16 protein-coding genes are annotated in these 19,077 nt (G+C 66.9%); 9 read left to right on the forward strand and 7 right to left on the reverse strand.

All coding sequences use genetic code 11. The features are described from left to right. Positions 1-4: 4 nt before the first annotated feature. From EZ304_RS15850 to EZ304_RS15860, 3 genes are all read right to left on the reverse strand, one after another. Positions 5-1,678, reverse strand: a complete 1,674-nt coding sequence (locus EZ304_RS15850) for an MFS transporter (RefSeq protein ID WP_142807558.1) — start codon at positions 1,676-1,678, stop codon at positions 5-7. Next, positions 1,678-2,244 (reverse strand): TetR/AcrR family transcriptional regulator, encoded by a 567-nt coding sequence (locus EZ304_RS15855; protein ID WP_142807559.1) that lies wholly within the window; start codon positions 2,242-2,244, stop codon positions 1,678-1,680. Before EZ304_RS15855 ends, EZ304_RS15850 begins: the two co-directional genes overlap by 1 nt. 276 nt (positions 2,245-2,520) lie before the next feature. Beyond that, positions 2,521-4,725 carry a TonB-dependent receptor gene (locus tag EZ304_RS15860; protein WP_099551378.1) on the reverse strand — a complete coding sequence of 735 codons (2,205 nt, stop codon included), beginning with the start codon at positions 4,723-4,725 and terminating at the stop codon, positions 2,521-2,523. 137 nt (positions 4,726-4,862) lie between these two features. Between EZ304_RS15860 and EZ304_RS15865 the strand changes: the two genes are divergently transcribed. Both EZ304_RS15865 and EZ304_RS15870 read left to right on the forward strand, forming a co-directional pair. Then, positions 4,863-5,276, forward strand: coding sequence for a MerC domain-containing protein (locus EZ304_RS15865; RefSeq protein ID WP_019338435.1), 414 nt, complete (start codon positions 4,863-4,865; stop codon positions 5,274-5,276). A gap of 110 nt (positions 5,277-5,386) precedes the next feature. After that, positions 5,387-5,566 (forward strand): 30S ribosomal protein THX, encoded by a 180-nt coding sequence (locus EZ304_RS15870; RefSeq protein WP_004150462.1) that lies wholly within the window; start codon positions 5,387-5,389, stop codon positions 5,564-5,566. A 151-nt stretch (positions 5,567-5,717) separates the two neighbouring features. On the opposite strand, the gene EZ304_RS15875 is transcribed toward EZ304_RS15870, so the two are convergent. The 3 genes from EZ304_RS15875 to EZ304_RS15885 form a co-directional block, all read right to left on the reverse strand. Continuing rightward, positions 5,718-6,968 (reverse strand): ectonucleotide pyrophosphatase/phosphodiesterase, encoded by a 1,251-nt coding sequence (locus tag EZ304_RS15875; protein WP_142807560.1) that lies wholly within the window; start codon positions 6,966-6,968, stop codon positions 5,718-5,720. Between the two features lie 425 nt (positions 6,969-7,393). Beyond that, the gene (locus tag EZ304_RS15880) at positions 7,394-7,885 is read right to left on the reverse strand and encodes a methylated-DNA--[protein]-cysteine S-methyltransferase (RefSeq protein ID WP_012510484.1); all 492 of its coding nucleotides are present in this window, start codon (positions 7,883-7,885) and stop codon (positions 7,394-7,396) included. Next, a complete protein-coding gene (locus EZ304_RS15885; RefSeq protein WP_142807562.1) occupies positions 7,882-9,360 on the reverse strand; it encodes a DNA-3-methyladenine glycosylase 2 family protein in 1,479 nt (492 codons plus the stop codon). The genes EZ304_RS15880 and EZ304_RS15885 overlap by 4 nt, the downstream gene beginning before the upstream one ends. A gap of 515 nt (positions 9,361-9,875) precedes the next feature. Between EZ304_RS15885 and EZ304_RS15890 the strand changes: the two genes are divergently transcribed. From EZ304_RS15890 to ubiM, 5 genes are all read left to right on the forward strand, one after another. Further along, positions 9,876-11,036: a hypothetical protein gene (locus tag EZ304_RS15890; RefSeq protein WP_142807563.1), complete on the forward strand. Its 1,161-nt coding sequence runs from the start codon at positions 9,876-9,878 to the stop codon at positions 11,034-11,036. A gap of 58 nt (positions 11,037-11,094) precedes the next feature. Then, on the forward strand, positions 11,095-11,640 hold the full coding sequence (locus EZ304_RS15895) for a DUF4019 domain-containing protein (protein WP_099551374.1): 546 nt from the start codon (positions 11,095-11,097) through the stop codon (positions 11,638-11,640). Positions 11,641-11,700: 60 nt separating this feature from the next. Continuing rightward, positions 11,701-12,099 carry an SMI1/KNR4 family protein gene (locus EZ304_RS15900; RefSeq protein ID WP_185959188.1) on the forward strand — a complete coding sequence of 133 codons (399 nt, stop codon included), beginning with the start codon at positions 11,701-11,703 and terminating at the stop codon, positions 12,097-12,099. 217 nt (positions 12,100-12,316) lie between these two features. Then, positions 12,317-12,706, forward strand: a complete 390-nt coding sequence (locus EZ304_RS15910) for an MAPEG family protein (RefSeq protein ID WP_142807566.1) — start codon at positions 12,317-12,319, stop codon at positions 12,704-12,706. A gap of 80 nt (positions 12,707-12,786) precedes the next feature. Then, positions 12,787-13,965 (forward strand): 5-demethoxyubiquinol-8 5-hydroxylase UbiM, encoded by a 1,179-nt coding sequence (ubiM, locus tag EZ304_RS15915; RefSeq protein ID WP_142807568.1) that lies wholly within the window; start codon positions 12,787-12,789, stop codon positions 13,963-13,965. A gap of 11 nt (positions 13,966-13,976) precedes the next feature. Here ubiM and EZ304_RS15920 read toward each other — a convergent pair whose 3' ends face one another. Then, on the reverse strand, positions 13,977-14,198 hold the full coding sequence (locus tag EZ304_RS15920) for an RNA-binding S4 domain-containing protein (protein ID WP_012479588.1): 222 nt from the start codon (positions 14,196-14,198) through the stop codon (positions 13,977-13,979). A gap of 266 nt (positions 14,199-14,464) precedes the next feature. Here EZ304_RS15920 and EZ304_RS15925 point away from each other — a divergent pair, with 266 nt between their 5' ends. Together EZ304_RS15925 and EZ304_RS15930 are read left to right on the forward strand one after the other, a co-directional pair. After that, positions 14,465-16,411 (forward strand): DEAD/DEAH box helicase, encoded by a 1,947-nt coding sequence (locus tag EZ304_RS15925; protein WP_142807569.1) that lies wholly within the window; start codon positions 14,465-14,467, stop codon positions 16,409-16,411. Positions 16,412-16,638: 227 nt separating this feature from the next. After that, positions 16,639-19,062, forward strand: coding sequence for a putative bifunctional diguanylate cyclase/phosphodiesterase (locus EZ304_RS15930; protein WP_142807571.1), 2,424 nt, complete (start codon positions 16,639-16,641; stop codon positions 19,060-19,062). The last annotated feature ends 15 nt before the right edge of the window (positions 19,063-19,077 follow it).

Consider the following 19,077-nt stretch of genomic DNA (forward strand, 5'->3'; position numbering starts at 1 on the left):
GGACTCAACGGGACGCGGCCGGCGCGGCCACAGTGGGAAGGGCGGGATGGCGCTTGCGCCATTGCTTGAGCACGGCGGTGCGCAGCGAAAGCAGCAGCAACCAGCACAGGAAGCCGATGGCCAACCAGCCGCTCAGCGTGAACGCATCATTGAAGCCGCGTACGTTGGCTTCGCGGCGCGTGGTCTGCGCCAGCTGCGCGCTGCCCTGCGCGCTGCGCAGCACCGGATCGGTGATCTGGGCGGCGTACAGCTGCTGCTGGATGCGCAGGCGCTGCGCCACCACCGGGTCGGCCGGGTCGAGCTGGCTGGTCAGCGCGCTGGAGTACAGCTGCTCGCGATGCAACTGGAAGGTACCGAGCACCGCCGAACCGGCCAGGCCGCCCAGTGTCTGCGTGATCGAGAGCGTCACCAGGAAGGTGATCATGTGGTCCACGCCCTGTTTCAGCGCGGCGGAAATGCCGAGCATGATCAACGGTCCCATGAACATACCGGCACCGACCGAGGCCAGGAACTGGCTGGCGTAGAAGTCGTGCGGCCGATCCATGCTGGTGCGGTGCTGGTCGAAGAACGCGGCGGCACCCAGCAGCAGGATCGCCATCAGCAGCTGGGCGATCAGCCGCTTCGGGCCGAAGGTCAGCGATGCACCGGCGATGCCGGTGACCACGCCCGCGAGGATCACTACGAACAGCGGGCGCATCTGGTCAGGCCCCATGCCCAGCGTGCGCATCAGGTTGACCACGCCGTAGGATTGCTCGGTGGTGAGGAAGCGGATCAGGAACGCGCCGACGATGAAGTGCAGCACCGGCAGCTTCGACAGCCAACGGATCTGCAGCAGCGGATTGCGCCGGTAGTGCTCGATGATGAAGGCGGCGGTGGACAGCACGATCGAGGCAACCAATGCCCAGCCCAGCCACGGAGTGTTGAGCCACCAGCGGGTGTAGCCCTGTGCCAGCACGATCACCAGCAGCGCGACGGCCGGTGCGAGCAGGGCAAAGGTGAGGAAGTCCAATGGCTCGAAGGCCTTCACCTGGATGCCGGGCGGCAGCTTCAGCAGCACCACCGCCGCGAACGCACACAGGGCCAGGCCGGCTTCGAAGGAGTACAGCTGGTGCCACTGGCCGGTATCGACCAGGCCTGGCGACACGATCCAGGCGATCGGCACCGCCAGCTGCGAAAGACCGACGCCGACCACCAGCAGATTGCCGGTGAACCGCCGCGGCAGCGCCTGCAGCATGTACAGCGTGCCCAGTGTCGAACAGGCCGCGCCGGCGAAGCCGCTGGCGGCGCGGGTCAGCATCGTGGTCTCGAAGCTGCCGACGAACAGGTGCAGCACCGCCAGCGCTGCGTACAGGCCGAGCCCGATCTCGGCGAACAGGCGGATGCCGTACTGCTGGCGGAACTTGAAGGCCAGCAGGTTGGCCGTGACGTTGACCATTGCATACGCGGCCACCAGCCAGCTGCCCTGGGTCGGGGTCAGTGCCAGCTGGCCCTGCAGGAACGGCAGGTTGGCGGTGACCAGCGCATTGCCAAGGCCGCCGGTGATCGCCACCAGCAGCGATACCAGTGCATAGGCCAACCGACGGTACGGTGGGTGCCAGGGCATCGAAGCCGAACCGGGCATGGTCGGCTTCTCGTGCTCCTCCCAATCCGGAACCGGCTTCAGATACGGCTGGACCATCAGCGGGCCTCGCTGGTTGCTCCCTGGAGACCCCCGCGCAGCAGCTGCAGGGCACGCCCGGCCAACTGGGCACGCTCGTCGCGGGTCTTGCCGCGCAGGGCTGCCCCCAGCATGCCCGAGATCAGTGAAATATCCGTCTTTTCCAGATCGGCCCGGCAAAGGCCGGCCGCCTTGGCGCGGGCGATCGGCTCCTCCAGCAGGTCGCGCACGGTTTCGCGTGCGGTGCGCATGGCTGGCACGTCCGAATCCACCGCGCGCCAGTAATCGGCCAGTGCCGGTGAGTCGATGATGCGCTGGGCCATGCCCTCGAACACCTCGAACAGGGCGTCGCCACGGTCGCCGAGCTGTTCGACCTGGCGCCGGATACGGTCGACCGTACGCTGCAGCAGCGCCTGGATCAGCGCGGTGCGGTCGGGGAAGTTGCGGTACAGGGTGGCGCGGCCCACCTGGGCGCGTTCGACCACCAGGTCCAGCGGGGCAGTGACGCCGTGTTGGCCGAAGACATGATCGGCGGCGTCGAGGATGAGGGCACGGCGGGCAGCGGCATCGGCACGTTGGGCGGTCATGGCTTCATTTTCGGACATTAGTGTCCGGATGGCGAGACATTGAGTGACGGGATTGTCCGGTTGTTGTCGTACGCACATCTTTGTGACGGATGCGTGATGGCGGGGTCGAAATGAAAACGGGGGCCCGAAGGCCCCCGCTGCGTACATGTGGAAGGAGTGGCAAGGAGATCCACGCCATGCCTGGTCTCAGGCTGGGGTCAGAGCCCATTCCTGCGGAATGGGATCCGACCCCCGGCGTGGTGCAGTGGATCCACGCCATGCGTGGATGGAGGAGCGTCAGAAGAACGCGCGGATGCCGAATGCGACGCCACGGCCCGGCAGCGGCGAGTAGTCGCGCAGCAGCGAGGTATGCGGGCGCACTTCGCGGTTGGTCAGGTTGCTGCCATCCAGGAACACCTCGTAGCTGTTGCTGGCGTTGCGGTCCCAGCGGTAGGCCAGATGCGCGTCGACCAGGGTGTAGCCGTCGCTCGGTGCCTCGTTCTGGGCGACATCCTTCTGGCGGCTGTAGCGCACCGCACCGACCGAAGCGCGCCAACCGTCCTTCGACCAGCGCAGGTCGGCGCCGACACGGGCCGGGGCGATGCGCGGCAGGTAGCCGGTGTTGGCCAGCTCCACCGTGTAGTTGTGGTTGTGGTCGCCATGCGGCACGGCGATGTCCAGGTTGCGGCTGCCGCTGCCATCCAGCTTGGCCTTCACGTAGTCACCGAACAGGCGCAGATCCCAGTCACCGGCGCCGCCTTCGAACAGGTGCACCAGCGCTTCGGCCTCGGCACCGCGGAACACCGCGTCCTGCTGCGTCCAGGTACGCACCGGCAGGCCCTCGGTGATGCCGGTTTCGGCCAGGTAGATGAAGTCCTTGAACTTCGTCTGATAGACCGACGCGGAGAAGTCCAGGCGTTCGCTGTGGGTATGGATGCCCAGTTCCACGCGCTGGCCGCGCTCGGTCTTCAGGTTGCCGTCGCCGATTTCCAGCGAACGGGTGGCGATGTGCGCGCCGGCGGCATACAGCTCTTCGTTGGTCGGTGCGCGCTCGGAGCTGTCCACGCCGATGCGCAGGTCAACGGCATCGTTGAGCTTCCAGATGCCAGCGGCAGACAGGTTGGTGGCGCCGAACGTGCGACGGCGGTAGTCACCGGTCGGGTCCAGCTTGACCTGGTCGTGGCGGCCGCCCAGTTCCAGCTTGAACGGGCCGAACTGCTTTTCCTGCAGCACGAACAGGCCGATGTTCTTCGTGCCGGTATCCGGCACGAACGCCTCTTCGCCCTTGGCGCCGAAATCACTGTTGCCGAACTGCAGGCCGAAGGCGCCGTCCCATCCGCCGATCTGCTGCTGCACCGCTTCCAGGCGCGCTTCGATGCCGCGGTTGGTGAAGCGGGTCGACGGCGTGCCGGCTTCCAGCTCCACGTGTTCGTAATCGGTGTAGGCCACGCGTGCGTTGATGTTCTTCAGGAACGAGACCGGGTTGTAGATGCCGGCCTTGGTCTCGAAGCGGTTCTGCACCATGTCGATGCGCACGTCATGCTCGTCGCCGCCTTCCTCTTCGTCGCCATGGTCGTGACCGTGGTCATGGCCATGATCATCACCATCGGCGTGCACGTGCGCGCCATTGGGAATGCCATAGTTGGTGCGGTAGGTGCTGGCCGATACGCCGAAGTAGCCGCCGTCGCCCAGCCACGTTGCGCCGACGCCACCGGCGCGGGTGCGGATCGAGCTGTTGTCGAGGCGGCCGCGGCGCGGTTCTTCGCCCTCGGCCGCATCATGGTCGTGATCGTGGTCATGATGATCTTCAAGGCTGTCGATCACCGCGTAACCGGGAATGCGGTAGTCGTCGCCGTTGCGCACCAGGCCGTCCACGTGCAGGACGACGTTGCCGCTGACGCCATCGAGGCGGAACATGCCGCTGCGTTCGTTGTTCACCGAATTGCCGCGCAGCTCGGCGCGGCCGCTGAGCGGGCGCTCCGGCAGTTCGCGCGCGATGCGCCCATCGACCACATTGACCGCACCACCGATGGCGCCGCTGCCGAACAGCAGGGTGGCCGGGCCTTTCAGGACCTCGATCTGGTCGGCCAGGAACGGCTCGATGCTGGTGGCATGGTCGGCGCTGACGGTGGAGGCATCCATGTTGCCCATGCCGTTGGACAGCACGGCCACGCGCGGGCCTTCCTGGCCGCGGATGATCGGGCGGCCGACGCCGGGACCGAAGAAGGTGCTCTGCACGCCGGGCAGCTTGGCCACGGTATCGCCGAGGGTGCCGGCCTTCTGCTCGTCCAGGCGTTCACCGGCCAGTACCTCCACCGGGCGCGCCAGCGATTCGGCGTCGCCCTGCAGCGGCGAGGCGGTGACCTGCACCGACGACAGTTCAGTCAGGTGGCGGTCACGATGGGAATCGTCTTCGCTGGCGGCGAAGGCAACGGTCGGAAGCAGGGCGGTGAGGGCCAGGGCGAGGGAATGCGGCTTCAACCGCGGGGTACGGGCGGGCATCGATGGGTCCTTTGTTACACTGTATCAATCGCTGGGCGCACGAATCCCGTCAGCGGGACAGGGGGGGAGGGAAACCGTGCGGGTCGGGGAGGGATGTTATATTATTCCATAACGATTCGCCGACCCTGCTGGAAGTCATGTCCCTGTCCTCACGCCTGCGCCACCTGCTCGACCGTTTCGGCGCCACTGGTTCGATGCTGTGCGCGGTGCATTGCGCGGTGATTCCGGTGCTGCTGGCCGCAGCGCCTTCGTTGGGCCTGTCGTTCTGGCTGAGCGACGGCGTGGAACAGGCGCTGGTGGTGTTCGTGACCCTGCTGGGGCTGTTCAGCCTGGTCTGGGGCTACCGTCGCCACGGCGCGCTGCGTGCGCTGGGCTTCCTGATTCCCGGCCTGGTCGCATTGTGGGCCGGCGTGCTGTACGACCCGTTGCACCACAATGCGGTGCCGCACGCGGTGGTGATGACCGTCGGCGGCCTGCTGGTGGGTGTGGCCCATCTGGTCAACCTGCGCCTCAACCACGGTCACGTGCACGACGCCAGCTGCGCGCACTAGGCGCTCCGTGATAGGATTTTCGATCGTGCGCGGGGGCGCCCAGCAAGGCGGCCCCGCCGAACCCGTGTCAGTACGGGGTAACCAGATTTCACATTTGAGGAGTTGAAGACATGGGTAAGGGTGACCGCAAGACCGCCAAGGGCAAGCGCTACAACGCCAGCTACGGCAACGCCCGTTCGCACACCGCGAGCAAGGTCGCCGTAGGCGCCGCTGCTCCGGTTGCCAAGAAGACCGTGGCCAAGGCTCCGGCGAAGAAGGCTGTGGCGAAGAAGGCCGTCGCCAAGGCCTGATCCGGCCGAACGACCGGTTCAAGGAAAAACGCGGCGCCTGGCGCCGCGTTTTTTTATGCGTGTCGTCCTGGCCGCCGCGTTCGCCGGGCATGGCCCGGCGCTACCCACATTGGCGCGGTAACGCCGGGTCATGCCCGACAGAGACATTCGATCAGCGCAGGGTCTGCTTGAGCGTTTCCGGATTGCCGTCGTTCGGCGCGGCCGGCACCTGCAGCAGGTGGGCCAGCAGCGGGTAGACGTCGACATTGTCGAAGCCATCGATCACCAGGCCCTGGCGGAACGACGGGCCACCGGCCACGAACACCGCACGCATGGACGGCAGCGCGTTGTCGTAGCCATGAGAACCCCGGTCCTGCTTGGCGCGCTTGGCGATCTTTTCGCGGTGCAGTGCATCCCAGCCTTCATCCATGGCGCAGACGATGGCCGGAACCCGCGGGTGCGTGCCGTAGTGCCAGCGCGGTGGCAGGTTTTCTTTCTTCCAGCATTCGTAATGCGCATGGCGGCCGAGCAGGGCGCGCTCGGCCTCTGCTTGGCGGCCTGCGACCGGCGCGAAACCCACCGACTGGCCCTGGCTGACATTGCGCGCGATGGCCGGATCGGCCATCGATTCGGTCGCGATCACGTGGCCATCGGCCACGCCGGCCATGCCATGGTCAGACACCACGATGACGTTGGTGGTCGCAGCCAGGCCGCGCTGTTGCAGTCCGTCGAGCACCTGGCCGACGATCTGGTCGGCGCGCACGATGGCGTCGGCGTACTGCTTCGACTCGGGGCCGTAGTTGTGACCGGCCTTGTCCACGTGTTCCATGTACAGCGTGGTGAGGCGCGGTGCATCAGCATCGGTCTGGGCCAGCCAGTCGAGCACGATGCCGGCGCGCTGCTCCAGCGGTTCCTTGCCGTCGTAGATGCGCCACTGGCTCGGGCGCACGCCGCGGATTTCCGATTCACTGCCCGGCCACGACGTGGTGGCCGAGCGGACGCCGGCGTTCTCGGCGCCGACCCAGATCGGTTCGCCGCCCCACCAGGCACTGGTGGTGACGGCCTCGCGGTTGCTCAGTTCGAAACGGCCCAGGGTTGCATCGTCCATGCTGTTGTTGACGATGCCGTGGTGGTCCGGACGCAGGCCGGTGACGATGGTGTAATGGTTGGGGAAAGTCAGCGACGGATAGGACGGCGTCATCCAGCGCGCACGCACGCCTCCGTCGATCAGTCGCTGCAGGTTCGGAGTGAGCCCACGGTCCAGTGCATCGGCGCGTAGGCCATCGATGGAGATCAACAGCAGCTTGGGCGGCGCAGCCGAAGCGACGGGTGTGGGAACGGAGGCGGAAGGGGCGGGCGCGGTGGTGCAGGCGGCCAATGGCAGCAGCAGCGCCAGCGCGCAGGTCAGGCGTACGGAAGTCATCCACGCATGATAAGCCGGTGCAATGACGCGCCCAAGACACGGCGCGCTATCGCGCGCCGTGTCCGCGCATTTTTCCTTATCCCCGCGCCTGTCGGCGCGCCCCCTTCAACAAGACGGGGGCTTTTCTCCAGACATATTCCTGATGCTTCCATCCACGCATGGCGTGGATCTACCGTGTTGACCAAGGTCGACACCTACCAACAGTTGCGCAGTGCACCACCCCGACAGATCGCAGGAATCTGTCGAAGGCGTGGTGGGGCCGGTTGCGGGGGTGTCCGCGGCATGGATGCCGCGGCCAAGCCCCCATGGACGGGTTTACGGCGTCCCCCGTAACCGGCCCCACCACGCCATGCCTCGGAATGCTGCTGTTGCTTCGGCCGTTGCGGTTGCCTCTGCGGGTGCCGGGCGCAGCCCGGCCGGCCCTCTCAGGCGAACAGCGGGGCCTGGCGTTGTTCCAGCCGCAGCAGCGCGGCCTTGGTTTCCAGGCCGCCGCCGAATCCGGTGAGCGCGCCATTGCTGCCGATCACGCGATGGCAGGGCAGGATGATCGGCAGCGGGTTGCGGCCGTTCGCGGCGCCGACCGCGCGGGTCGCACTGGGCTGGCCGAGGTGCTGCGCCAGCTGCAGGTAGCTCCAGGTCTGGCCGAATGGGATCAGCGCCAGCGCCTGCCACACCCGCAGCTGGAACGGCGTGCCGCGTGGCGCCAGTTCAAGGTCGAAGCTGCTGCGTTCGCCGTGCAGGAACTGCAGCAGCTGTTCGCGCGCTTCCGGCAGCGCATCCGGTGCGTAGTGCCAGTCATCGCGTCCGCGTGCCGGATGGCGGTTTTCGGGGAAAAGCACATGTGACAGGCCACGTTCGTCACCGGCGATGGTCAGCACACCGATCGGGCTGTCGAAACGATCGAACAACAGGGTCATGTCGGTTCTCCAACGAAGGTTCCGGACAGGTGCCACAGGTGCAGCACGGCATAGGCGCGCCACGGGCGCCAGGGTTGCGAGCGTGCTTCGGTCGCGCGTTCGCTCAGGCGCTGGCCCTGCGCGTGGCCGAGGACCTGCTGCAGCACAAGATCACCGGCCGGGAATGCATCGGGCTGGCCGAGTCCGCGCAGGGCGATGTACTGTGCGGTCCACGGGCCGATGCCGGGCAGTGCAACGCAGCGCGCAACAAACTCCTCCAGAGCCTGCCCGGGTTCGAAGTCCAGCTGGCCACTGGCACACGCAGCGGCCAGCGCACGCACGGTTGAGGCTCGGCTGCGCGGCAGGCCGATCGATTCCAGCGGCGCCTCGGCCAGTACCTCTGGTGCCGGAAACTGGCGATCGAACTCGGACGGCATGCCCGGCAGATGCGCACCGTACGCATCCACCAGACGCCGCGCAAAGGTAGTGGCGGCGGCGACGCTGACCTGTTGGCCGAGCACGGCGCGTACGCCGACCTCGAAGCCATCCCAGCCGCCCGGAACGCGCAGGCCTGGGCGTTCGGCGATGCCGCGCGCCAGCAGTGGTTCTTCGTCCAGGGCTGCGTGGACCTGCTGCAGATCGGCATCGAGGTCGAACACGCGACGCACGCGGCGCACGATGTCCGGGATCAGGCGCGGATCCACCGCGCCCAGCTGCAGGCGCAGCTCCGGCCGTTTCGGGTCGGCGGTGACACGCAGCAGGGTGGGGCGCTCGGGTGTGCCCAGCACGCGCTGGTAGCTGTCCTCGCCGATCAGTTCGATGCCGGGCAGGCTGCGCTTGCGCAGGAACGCCAGCATGCGTGGGAAATCCAGCGGCGGGCGATACACCAGGCGCAGCACCAGGCCGCCATCATCGGCTGCCAACGGTTGATGCTGGCGGCGCAGCGCGGTCGGCGCCATGCCGCAGCCCTGCAGGAACGCGGTATTGAAACGTCGCAGGCTGTTGTAGCCGGCGGCCAGCGCGACGTCGGTCACCGGCAGGGTGGTTTCGGTCAGCAGCTGCTTGGCCAGCAGCAGGCGGTGGGTGGCATGGATCTGCCCGGGTGTGGCGCCGAGATGTTCGACGAACAGGCGCTGCAGCTGGCGCGCGCTGAGTCCAATCTTCTGCGCCAGGTCCGCTACCGGTTGCTCCTGCAGGAAGCCGCCGTGGATGATGGCCAAGGCGCGCTGTACGGTCTGCCCGGCGAGGGCCTGCTGGGCCTGTGGCGCCAGTTCCGGGCGGCAGCGCAGGCAAGGGCGGTAGCCGGCAGCGGCGGCCGCGGCCGCGGTCGGGTAGTAGGTGATGTTGCGTGGCTTCGGCGGTGGCGCCGGGCAGACAGGGCGGCAGTAGATGCCGGTGCTGCGCACGGCGGTGAAGAACACGCCGTCGAAGCGTGCGTCGCGGGCCAGGCGGGCGCGGTCGCAGGCGGCGGTGTCGAGGGCGAGGGCGGTGTCCATGGCGCCAGTCTAGGCGTGTGCGGGTAGGGATACTCGCCACATTCGGACATGGATGCTGAAGGGGGACAGGCCGGGCTGCGCCCGGCACCCGCGGTAGTGCCGCCCGCTGGCCGGCAACAGCAACAGCAACAGCAGAAGCGGGATTCCTGTGGGATGGCGTGGTGGGTCCGGTGGCAGGGGACGCTGTGAACCCCCAGGCCGGCCCAGCCGCTGGCGGCTGGGCGTTCGGGCGCTTGCGAAGCAGTGCTTCGCAAGCAAAGCGCCCTCACCCATGGGGGCTCGATGGCGCCATCCATGGCGCCAACGGTCCTGCCAGCCCACATCGCCCACCTCTGTCAGTTGGTCGCTGCAGTTGGTGGGTGCCGACCGTTGGTCGGCACGCTTTGCTGTTGGTAGGTGTCGACCTTGGTCGACACGCATTTCCCAAGGGTCAGAAGGGGTTCAGTGCCACGCGCTGAATGCGCGCCCCGGACGGGTAGACTGTGGCTCTTGCTCCCATGAATACCGGTTGCCCGATGTCCGCCAAATTCCGCTGGTTGCCCCTGTTGTGCCTGGCCCTGGCGGGCTGCAGTCAGCTGGAAAATCCAGGCAATGTGACCGCTGCCGACAAGGCAGCGCGGGCGCCGGCCAGCGATGGCGAGAACATGGTGTCGATCAATGCCGCCGATGCGCCGCCGCCGGCGCCGCCGCGCAGCCGGGCGGATCGGCCGTGGCCACAGGCGCAGCTGGAGAATGGCCGTGCCTGGGTCAGCTGCAGCACGGAATATGCTGGCGATGCCGGCGACGGCGTCGAGCTGGAGGGCCTGCAGCGCGAGCAGATCACCCAGGCCCTGGCGCCGTGCGCCGAACGTGGCCTGATGCGCGTGCGCTACGCCGGCAAGATCAATCCGGGCTTCGCCGAAATGATGTGGCGGTTGGCCGTGGTCGCTGACGATCAGAAGATCCACAAGCGCATCCTCGATCTGGATTCCAGCGGCGGCCAGGTGGAATCGGCGATCGTCGCCGGTGACAGCATCGGTGAATCCGGCTGGACCATCTGGGTGCGCGAAGGCTCGATCTGCCACAGCGCCTGCGTGTTCGTGCTGGCCGCCGGTGACAACCGCCTGCTGTCGGGCAAGGTCGGCATCCACCGCATGATGCGCATCAGTTCCAAGGCCACCTCGCGCGCGGAACTCAACCGCGAGCTGCACGAGGTCTACGACAACGTGAAGGACTACCTGCAGCGCAACGGCGTGGCGGTGGGCGTGGCCGACCTGATGATGACTGTGCCCAATCGCAGCCTGCGCCTGCTGACGCCGGACGAGCTGCGCCAGTACGGCCTGGATGGCACCAACGCGGTGCAGGACGATCTGGAACGGATCAAGCAGATGCGCGCCTGTGGCGATGACTTCGTGCAGCGCAAGGACGCGTTCCTGATCGCCTTCGACCAGCAGTGCAAGCGCGAAGGCGCCGACATGGAATCGATCAACAGCTGCGGCCAAGCGTTGAAGCAGCGCTTCGGCTTCCCGGATGCGGTGTGCCCGGAAGAAAGCCCGCTGTCGGAGATCGATGTGGCAACGCTGCCACCGGCACCGTCGGAGCCGCCGCCGGTGGCCGAACAGGCGCCGGCAGACACCGGCACGCCCGCCGCGCAGGCCGATGCCGCAGCGGTGGAAGGCAGCGCCAACGCGCGCTGACGGACGGCTCACCGTGCTGGCGTAGACTGCGGTTCTTTCCCGAGAACCGGCGGTGTTCATGAAACGCGTGCTCCTACTGCTGTCCCTGATGCCCATGCTCGCGTTGGCGCAGACGCCTGCGCCCGCCACGCCCGCCCCGGCGCCCGCGCGCCCGGCACCGGCCTCGCCGTCGGCTGCAAAACCGGCCACCGCCGGTGCTCCGGCGTTGACCGCCGCGCAGCAGGCACAGGTGCAGAAACAGGATGCGGAAATGGGTGCGGCCGCAGTGAAGGCGGCGCAGCTGGTTGATGCCAATCGCGCCGGCGAGTTGTGGGATGGCGCTTCGGCCGTCGCGCGCCGTGCAGTACCGAAGGCCGCTTTCGTCAGCCAATTGACCGCCGAGCGCACGCGTCTGGGTGCGCTGGCCGGGCGTGGCCAGCCGACCATCACCCGGGTCAAGTACAGCGCCGGTGCCGCGGTGCCGGAAGGGCTGTACATCAACGTCAGCTTCCCGACCCGTTTCGCCAACAGCGCACAGCCGGTGCGCGAGCTGGTCTCGTTCCGTTTCGACGAGGACCAGGTGTGGCGCCTGGCCGGTTACAGCCTGCGTGCGTCGGCACCCTGAGGGTCGTTAGCAGGTAATTCATTGGCGGAGCCATTTGCAGAGATGCTTGGAAAAACAACGATGCAATATCATCTGACCGAGGGTCAGCTTAATGGTCCGGCTGCAGCTTCGGCTGTCGATGGTCTGTCAGCGCGTGTGGGAGTCGCGCTCCCTGAAAGTTACATTGAATTCTTCAAGGCCCACGATGGGGGTGAAGGATTCATCGGTGACAGCTATATTATTTTCTGGAGAGTCGAAGAGTTAGTCGATTTCAATCGTGAGTATGAGGTCGCGGCATATGCTCCGGGAATATTTTTGTTCGCTTCTAGTGGCGGGGGCGAGGGGTATGGGTTTGACACATTGGATGTGGCAATGCCGATTGTTCGGGTTCCTTTCATAGGTATGGACCGTCAGTATGCGATCTCGGTAGCGAGGGACATTCCCGATCTGTTTGCGCGGCTGGCAGAACAGGATGATTGACTTGAATAAGTCTTCGCGTCCCAGTGGTATGGAGTTGTTCGAGATCAAGCCCGTTATGGTTGGTGGTGATCCAGCCTGTCCTGAGAATAAAGCGTGGTTGACGAGACAGCAGCACTTTGAGGCTGTGCGCTACTGGAATCGAGTTATCAGCAGTCTGCGTAATGAATCGAAGTAATTAAGGTTCCTCCGATCAACCTGTCGCCCCGTGGATGAGCAAATGGCAACTGAACTGACAATGCTGGCCTGGTCGATCGTGCTCGGCTTCGTCTACATCTTCGCTACCTCCTCCGTGGTCACCCGCGAGCGCGGGATGAAGTGGAATGCCTCGGCACGCGATGGCGATGCAAAGCCGGTCAGTCCGCTGGCCGGGCGCTTGCAACGTGCCCAGGCCAACTTCCTGGAAACCTTCCCGTTCTTCGCCGCCGCCGCCATCGCAGTGGTCGTGGCCGGTCGCGGCAACGACACCACGGCGCTGGCGACGCAGGCCTACTTCTGGGCACGCGTGGTCTACCTGCCGCTGTATGCCGCAGGCGTGCCTTACGTGCGCAGCCTGGTGTGGCTGGTGTCGCTGCTGTCGATCCTGGCGCTGGTGTTCGCGTTGTTGTGACCCGGGCCTGATCCAGATCAAGGCCGGTCAGGTGCGTGGCGCTATGCTGGCCCGGACTGAATCAACGGCAGGAGGCGCGCATGCGCAGGATGGACGTGGTGGTGGTCGGCGCCGGACCGGCGGGTCTGTGCTTCGCGCGTGCGCTGGCCGGCAGCGGGCTGCAGGTCGGGCTGGTCGAAGTGCAGCCGCGCCAGGCGCTGGCCGAGGCCGCCTTCGATGGCCGCGAGATCGCGTTGACCCATGCCTCGCGGCAGAGCATGGAGCAGCTAGGGCTGTGGCAGCGCCTGCCGCAGACCGAAGTCGCTGAACTGCGCGATGCCAAGGTGATGAACGGCGGCTCGCCGTTCGCGCTGACCTTCGCTAGCAGCCAGGTTGACGGCCAGCCGCTGGGCTGGCTGGTACCCAATCATCTGATCCGCCGTGCTGCATGGGATGCCGTGCAGGGCCAGGACGGCCTGGAGCTGTTTGACGGGCGCAAGGTGCTGGGCGTGCAGGCCGATGCGCAGGGACACGTGGTCAAACTCGATGACGGCAGCCAACTTCATGCGCGGCTGCTGGTGGCCGCTGACAGCCGCTTCTCCGCCACCCGCCGCATGCTCGGCATCGGGGCGCAGATGCGCGACTTTGGCAAGTCGATGCTGGTGTGCCGCATGCAGGTCGAGCGCGACCATCACCACACTGCCTGGGAGTGGTTCGGCTACGGCCGCACGATGGCGTTGCTGCCGCTCAACGAGGGCCAGGCATCGGCGGTGATCACGCTGCCGCCGCGGCAGATCGAGGAGCTGCTGGCGATGGATGAGGTGGCCTTTGGCGACGCCGTCAGTGCTTGCTTCGAACACCGCCTTGGCCGGATGCAGCCGGTGGCCACGCCGCAGGCGTATCCGCTGGTCGGTGTGTACGCGCACCGTTTTGTCGGCGAGCGTTCGGCGCTGATCGGCGATGCCGCCGTCGGCATGCACCCGGTCACCGCGCATGGCTTCAACCTGGGCCTGGCCAGCGCGCAGCGGCTGGCGCAGGGCATCGTCGGGCAGCAGCGTCGCGGTGCCGATATTGCCGCGGCCGGCATGCTGGGCAGCTACCAGCGGGGTCACCGGCTGGCGTCGCGGCCGCTGTACGAAGCTACCAATGCGATCGCCAGCCTGTACACCGACGATCGCCGTCCGGCACGCCTGCTGCGGGCGGCCGGCCTGCGCCTGGCGCAGGGCGTGGCACCGTTCAGGCAGCTGATTGCCTCGCACCTGACCCAGCGCGTGGCCTGAACAGCTTCAGATCAGCCGGCGGCCAGCACCCGGATCTGGCTGTCGGCGAACTCGACCACCTGGCCTGCGCGGATCTTGCAGGCCTTGCGCAGTTCGACTTCACCGTCGACCCGCACCTGGCCGTCGCTGATGACCATCTTGGCCTCGCCGCCACTGGTGACCAGGTCGGCCAGCTTGAGCAGCTGCTTGAGTTCGACGTAGTCGCCGTCGAGGTCGAATTCGAGAATCTGCATGGAGCGGGGTTCCTGGAAAGAGGGCGCGGGCCAGCGGCCGGGCGGGGAAGAGGGCGCGTATTGTGCGCCAGCGCGGGGCATGACGGCACGCGCACGGAAAGCTGTACGCCTCGTTCAGGATCAATGCGGTATCATTCCGCTCTGAGCGAGTGAAATCTCCTCCGACCGAGCAGCGCCAGGGCACGCGATAAGAAGGGCGCCCAAAGCGCGGACCATCACCTTTTTATCGCACTGCCAGGAAGACGGCAGTGCCTTCGGAGTTCCCCATGTCCCAAGATTCCCAAGCGCCGCTGCAGTTTGCGCAGCTCGGCCTGTCCGAGCCCGTGATGCAGGCGGTCACTGCCATCGGCTATGAAACCCCGTCGCCGATCCAGGCTGCCACCATCCCGGCGATGCTGGAAGGCCGCGACGTACTGGGCCAGGCCCAGACCGGTACCGGCAAGACCGCAGCGTTCGCACTGCCGGTACTGTCCAACATCGACCTGCAGCAGATCAAGCCCCAGGCCCTGATCCTGGCGCCGACGCGCGAACTGGCCATCCAGGTTGCCGAGGCGTTCCAGTCGTATTCGTCGAAGATCCCGGGCTTCCGCGTGCTGCCGGTGTACGGCGGCCAGCCGTACGGCCAGCAGCTGTCGGCCCTGCGCCGTGGCGTGCATATCGTGGTCGGCACCCCCGGCCGCGTGATCGACCACCTCGACCGCAGCACCCTGGACCTGTCCGAGCTGAAGACGCTGGTGCTGGACGAAGCCGATGAAATGCTGCGCATGGGCTTCATCGACGACGTCGAAGCCGTGCTGAAGAAGCTGCCGGAGCAGCGCCAGGTGGCCCTGTTCTCGGCCACCATGCTGCCGCAGATCCGTCGCATCGCGCAGACCTACCTGCAGGACCCGGTGGAAGTGACCATCGCGGCCAAGACCACCACCTCGGCCAACATCCGCCAGCGTTACTGGTGGGTGAGCGGCATGCACAAGCTGGATGCGCTGACCCGCATCCTGGAAGTCGAGCCGTTCGACGCGATGATCATTTTCGCGCGTACCAAGGCCGGCACCGAAGAACTGGCCAGCAAGCTGCAGGCCCGTGGCCTGGCCGCTGCCGCCATCAACGGTGACATGCAGCAGGCCCAGCGTGAGCGCACCATCGCCATGCTGAAGGAAGGCAAGCTGGACATCCTGGTCGCCACCGACGTGGCCGCGCGCGGCCTGGACGTGGAGCGCATCAGCCACGTGCTGAACTACGACATCCCGTACGACACCGAAAGCTACGTGCACCGCATCGGCCGTACCGGTCGTGCCGGCCGCAGCGGTGAGGCGATCCTGTTCGCCACCCCGCGCGAGAAGGGCATGCTGCGCCAGATCGAGCGCGCCACCCGCCAGCCGATCGAAGAGATGCAGCTGCCGAGCGTGGAAGCGGTCAACGACACCCGCATCAACAAGTTCACCTCGCGCATCAGCGAAACCCTGGGTGCCGGTGGCCTGGACTTCTACCGCCAGCTGCTGGAGCGCTTCGAGAACGAGCAGAACGTGCCCGCCATTGAAGTGGCAGCCGCGCTGGCGAAGATGCTGCAGGGCGATACCCCGTTCCTGCTGCAGCCGCCGGTGCGGGCCCCGCGTGAAGAGCGCGCGCCGCGCGAGCGCTTCGACCGTGGCGACCGCCCGGAACGTGGCGATCGCTTCGACCGTAACGAGCGTGGTCCGCGTTTCGAGCGCGGTCCGCGCCGTGACGACGCCGAAGGTGGTTTCGAGCAGCGTCCGCGCCGCGAGGTTCCGCCGCGTGGTGCACCGGAGCAGGGCATGGAGACCTACCGCATTTCGGTGGGCCACCAGCATGGCGTGAAGCCGGCCAACATCGTCGGCGCCATTGCCAACGAGGCCGGCCTGGAAAGCCGCTTCATCGGCCGCATCGACATCCACGACGACTTCTCGCTGCTGGACCTGCCGGCACAGATGCCGCCGGACGTGCTGTCGCACCTGCAGAAGGTGTGGGTGTCCGGCCAGCAGCTGCAGATGCGTGCGCTGGCCCCGGGTGAAGACACCAACCCGGCCCCGCGTCCGTTCAAGCCGCGCTTCGACAAGCGTGGTCCAGGCGGTCCGGGTGGCCCGCGCCGTGGTGGCCCGGGTGGTCCGGGTGGCCATGGTGGCGACCGCGGCGGTGACCGCGACAGCCGCCCGCCGCGTCGTGACGGCTTCAAGCCGCGCGGCCCGCGCAGCTACTGAGTCGTACCGCAGCCATGACAACGCCAGCCTTCGGGCTGGCGTTGTCCGTTATGGGGCTGGAAAAGGGGACGGAGGGGATTAAGTCGTAAATGGCTGGCCAGGGGGCTTATGCCGAAAACGACTTAATCCCCTCCGTCCCCTTTTTCGCATGGCCAACACATTCCCGGTCCTAGGCTGAGCTGGTTCCAAAGGAGGTTGTCACCGCATCACATTCGGGGGGATCCGGGATGGGTAGGAGTGGCACGGACCAACAGAGCCGGCGGGTGCCGATGACCCGCGGCCTGGGACTTCGGTTTGCGTTGTTGACGGGCATGGCGATTGGACTGGTCGCACTGTCCGCCTTGATCCAGGAACTGCAGGCGGCTTCCACCGCCTGGATTGCCGGCCAGGGGTACTGGTCGCGGGGGCAGCAGGACGCGACCGCCGCACTCAGCCGCTACCTGGCGCGTGGTGATGCCCAGGACCTGGACGATGCACGCCGGGCCCTGCAGGTGCCCATGGGGGATCTGCAGGCGCGGCTGGCACTGGAGCAGGCCGAACCGGACGAGGCCAAGGCCCGGCAGGGCTTCCTGCGGGGCGGTAACGCGCGCGCCGATATTCCACGACTGGTGTTCTCGTTCCGGTATGCACGCGACATCGGCGCATTCCGTGAAGCGACCGCCCTGTGGCGGCAGACCGACGGCGACCTGATGGCCGTGCAGCGGCTGGTGGATGAGCTGCAGCAGCGGCACGGCCAGGGCGGGCTGCCGGTCGCTGCGCGTGACCGCTACCTTCAACAGCTGCGTGATCTCGACCGTCGCCTGCAGGTGCAGGCGCAGGCGTTCTCGCAGGCATTGCTGCGGATGGCCACCATGGTGCGCATCGCGACGCTGGTGGTGGGAGGACTGTCGGTACTGGCGATCAGCCTGATGGCGGTAGCCCTCGCGCGCCGCGTGGGCAAGGACCTGACCGAACACGAGAGCCGCTTCCGCGCGGCGTTCTACCAGGCCAACGTCGGCATGCTCAAGCTTGACACCGAAGGCAGGGTGGTCGAAGCCAACCAGGCGATGGCCGATATCCTCGATTACCGGCGTGAGGTGCTGCTGCAGATGTCGCTGGGCGATCTGCTGATGGAAGGCGAGCTGGTCATCGACGGCGTCGGCCGCATCGACTGGGACCGCCAGCTGCGGCCGAGCGAACTGCGCTTCTGCCGGCGTGACGGCAGCCTGGTCTGGGGGCGCTGGAGCGGTACCGGTGTGCGCAGCGCCGGCGGTGGCCTGTCGGTGTTCGCGATCATCGAGGACGTCAGCCAGAACCATGCGCTGGCACGCGAGATCGAGCACCACGCCAGCCATGATCCGTTGACCGGCCTGATCAACCGTCGCGAGATCGAACGCCTGCTGGAACGCGCACTGCTGCAGGTGCGCAGCGATGGTGGAACGCATGCGCTGTGCTACATCAATCTGGACCACTTCAAGCTGGTCAACGACAGTTTCGGCCACGCCGCCGGCGATCAGATGCTGCGCAGCTTTGCCGACTACCTGGTGGCTGCGGTGCGTGATGGCGACTGGGTCGGGCGACTTGGCGCCGATGAGTTCGCGGTATTTCTTGCCCATGCCAGCCAGGACGAAGCCAAGCGGGTGCTGCAGCGGGTGATCCGCAACCTGGGGCAGGCGACCTTCCCCATCAGTGAAGGCCGCCCGCAGCTGAGCTGCAGCATCGGCGTGGTCGAAGTCAGCGCCGACGCACCCGATGTGAACTGGCTGATGAGCGCTGCCGACAGTGCCTGCTATGCCGCCAAGCAGGCCGGCCGCAACCGCGTGCACTGCTTCAACGAGAACCGCATGGCACTGGAGGAGCGGCGGCAGGAGGCCGAGCGCCTGCAGGGTGTCAGCCTGGCGATGGCCGAGAACCGGATGCTGTTGTATGCGCAACGCATCGCCCGGGTTGGCGATCCGTCCTACCTGCACTATGAAGTGCTGGTGCGCATGCGGGGCACCGACGGCAACCTGCACCTGCCCGGACAGTTCATGCCTGCGGTGGAGCGCTATGGCATGGCGGTAGCGCTGGACCGGCACGTGCTCGGACTGCTGTTCCGCCACCTGCAGGTCTGCCCGGTGCATGTCCGCCAGCTGGGACTGTGCAACGTCAATGTATCTGCCCAGTCGATTGCCGAACCGGGTTTCCTCTCCTTCGTCTGCGACCTGCTCGAACGCAACCGTGCGCTGGCGTCCAAGCTGTGTTTCGAGATCACCGAAACGGCCGCGATCAGCAACCTCAGCCAGGCCCGTGCGTTCATCGACGCGGTGAAGGCGCGCGGCTGCCGGATGGCGTTGGACGACTTCGGGTCCGGCCTCTCTTCGTTCGGTTATCTGCGCCAGCTGCCGGCCGACATGCTCAAGATCGACGGCGCCTTCGTCCGCGACATGGACACCGACCCGGTCAGCCACGCCACCGTGCGCGCGATCAGTGAACTGGGGCGCGAGCTGCAGATGGAGGTGGTGGCCGAATGGGTGGAGACCGCCGAAGTCGCCGCCGCACTGACCCGGCTTGGGGTGCAGGGCCTGCAGGGCTATGCGGTCGAGCGGCCGCAGCCGCTGGAGCGGGTGACCCTGGCTGACCTGAGGCCGTTCCGGCTGGTGGCCGTGAAGGGACCGCCCAGCGCAGGCTGAACCGCGGACGCCGAC

It is taken from the genome of Stenotrophomonas maltophilia (genome assembly GCF_006974125.1).
In the GTDB taxonomy this organism is placed as follows: Bacteria; Pseudomonadota; Gammaproteobacteria; order Xanthomonadales; family Xanthomonadaceae; genus Stenotrophomonas; species Stenotrophomonas maltophilia_O.

Coding starts and splice junctions, on each gene's coding strand:
- EZ304_RS15850 (WP_142807558.1), bottom strand. CDS start 1,678: ATGGTCCAGCCGTATCTGAAGCCGGTTCCGGATTGGGAGGAGCACGAG.
- EZ304_RS15855 (WP_142807559.1), bottom strand. CDS start 2,244: ATGACCGCCCAACGTGCCGATGCCGCTGCCCGCCGTGCCCTCATCCTC.
- EZ304_RS15860 (WP_099551378.1), bottom strand. CDS start 4,725: ATGCCCGCCCGTACCCCGCGGTTGAAGCCGCATTCCCTCGCCCTGGCC.
- EZ304_RS15865 (WP_019338435.1), top strand. CDS start 4,863: ATGTCCCTGTCCTCACGCCTGCGCCACCTGCTCGACCGTTTCGGCGCC.
- EZ304_RS15870 (WP_004150462.1), top strand. CDS start 5,387: ATGGGTAAGGGTGACCGCAAGACCGCCAAGGGCAAGCGCTACAACGCC.
- EZ304_RS15875 (WP_142807560.1), bottom strand. CDS start 6,968: ATGACTTCCGTACGCCTGACCTGCGCGCTGGCGCTGCTGCTGCCATTG.
- EZ304_RS15880 (WP_012510484.1), bottom strand. CDS start 7,885: ATGACCCTGTTGTTCGATCGTTTCGACAGCCCGATCGGTGTGCTGACC.
- EZ304_RS15885 (WP_142807562.1), bottom strand. CDS start 9,360: ATGGACACCGCCCTCGCCCTCGACACCGCCGCCTGCGACCGCGCCCGC.
- EZ304_RS15890 (WP_142807563.1), top strand. CDS start 9,876: ATGTCCGCCAAATTCCGCTGGTTGCCCCTGTTGTGCCTGGCCCTGGCG.
- EZ304_RS15895 (WP_099551374.1), top strand. CDS start 11,095: ATGAAACGCGTGCTCCTACTGCTGTCCCTGATGCCCATGCTCGCGTTG.
- EZ304_RS15900 (WP_185959188.1), top strand. CDS start 11,701: ATGCAATATCATCTGACCGAGGGTCAGCTTAATGGTCCGGCTGCAGCT.
- EZ304_RS15910 (WP_142807566.1), top strand. CDS start 12,317: ATGGCAACTGAACTGACAATGCTGGCCTGGTCGATCGTGCTCGGCTTC.
- ubiM (WP_142807568.1), top strand. CDS start 12,787: ATGCGCAGGATGGACGTGGTGGTGGTCGGCGCCGGACCGGCGGGTCTG.
- EZ304_RS15920 (WP_012479588.1), bottom strand. CDS start 14,198: ATGCAGATTCTCGAATTCGACCTCGACGGCGACTACGTCGAACTCAAG.
- EZ304_RS15925 (WP_142807569.1), top strand. CDS start 14,465: ATGTCCCAAGATTCCCAAGCGCCGCTGCAGTTTGCGCAGCTCGGCCTG.
- EZ304_RS15930 (WP_142807571.1), top strand. CDS start 16,639: ATGGGTAGGAGTGGCACGGACCAACAGAGCCGGCGGGTGCCGATGACC.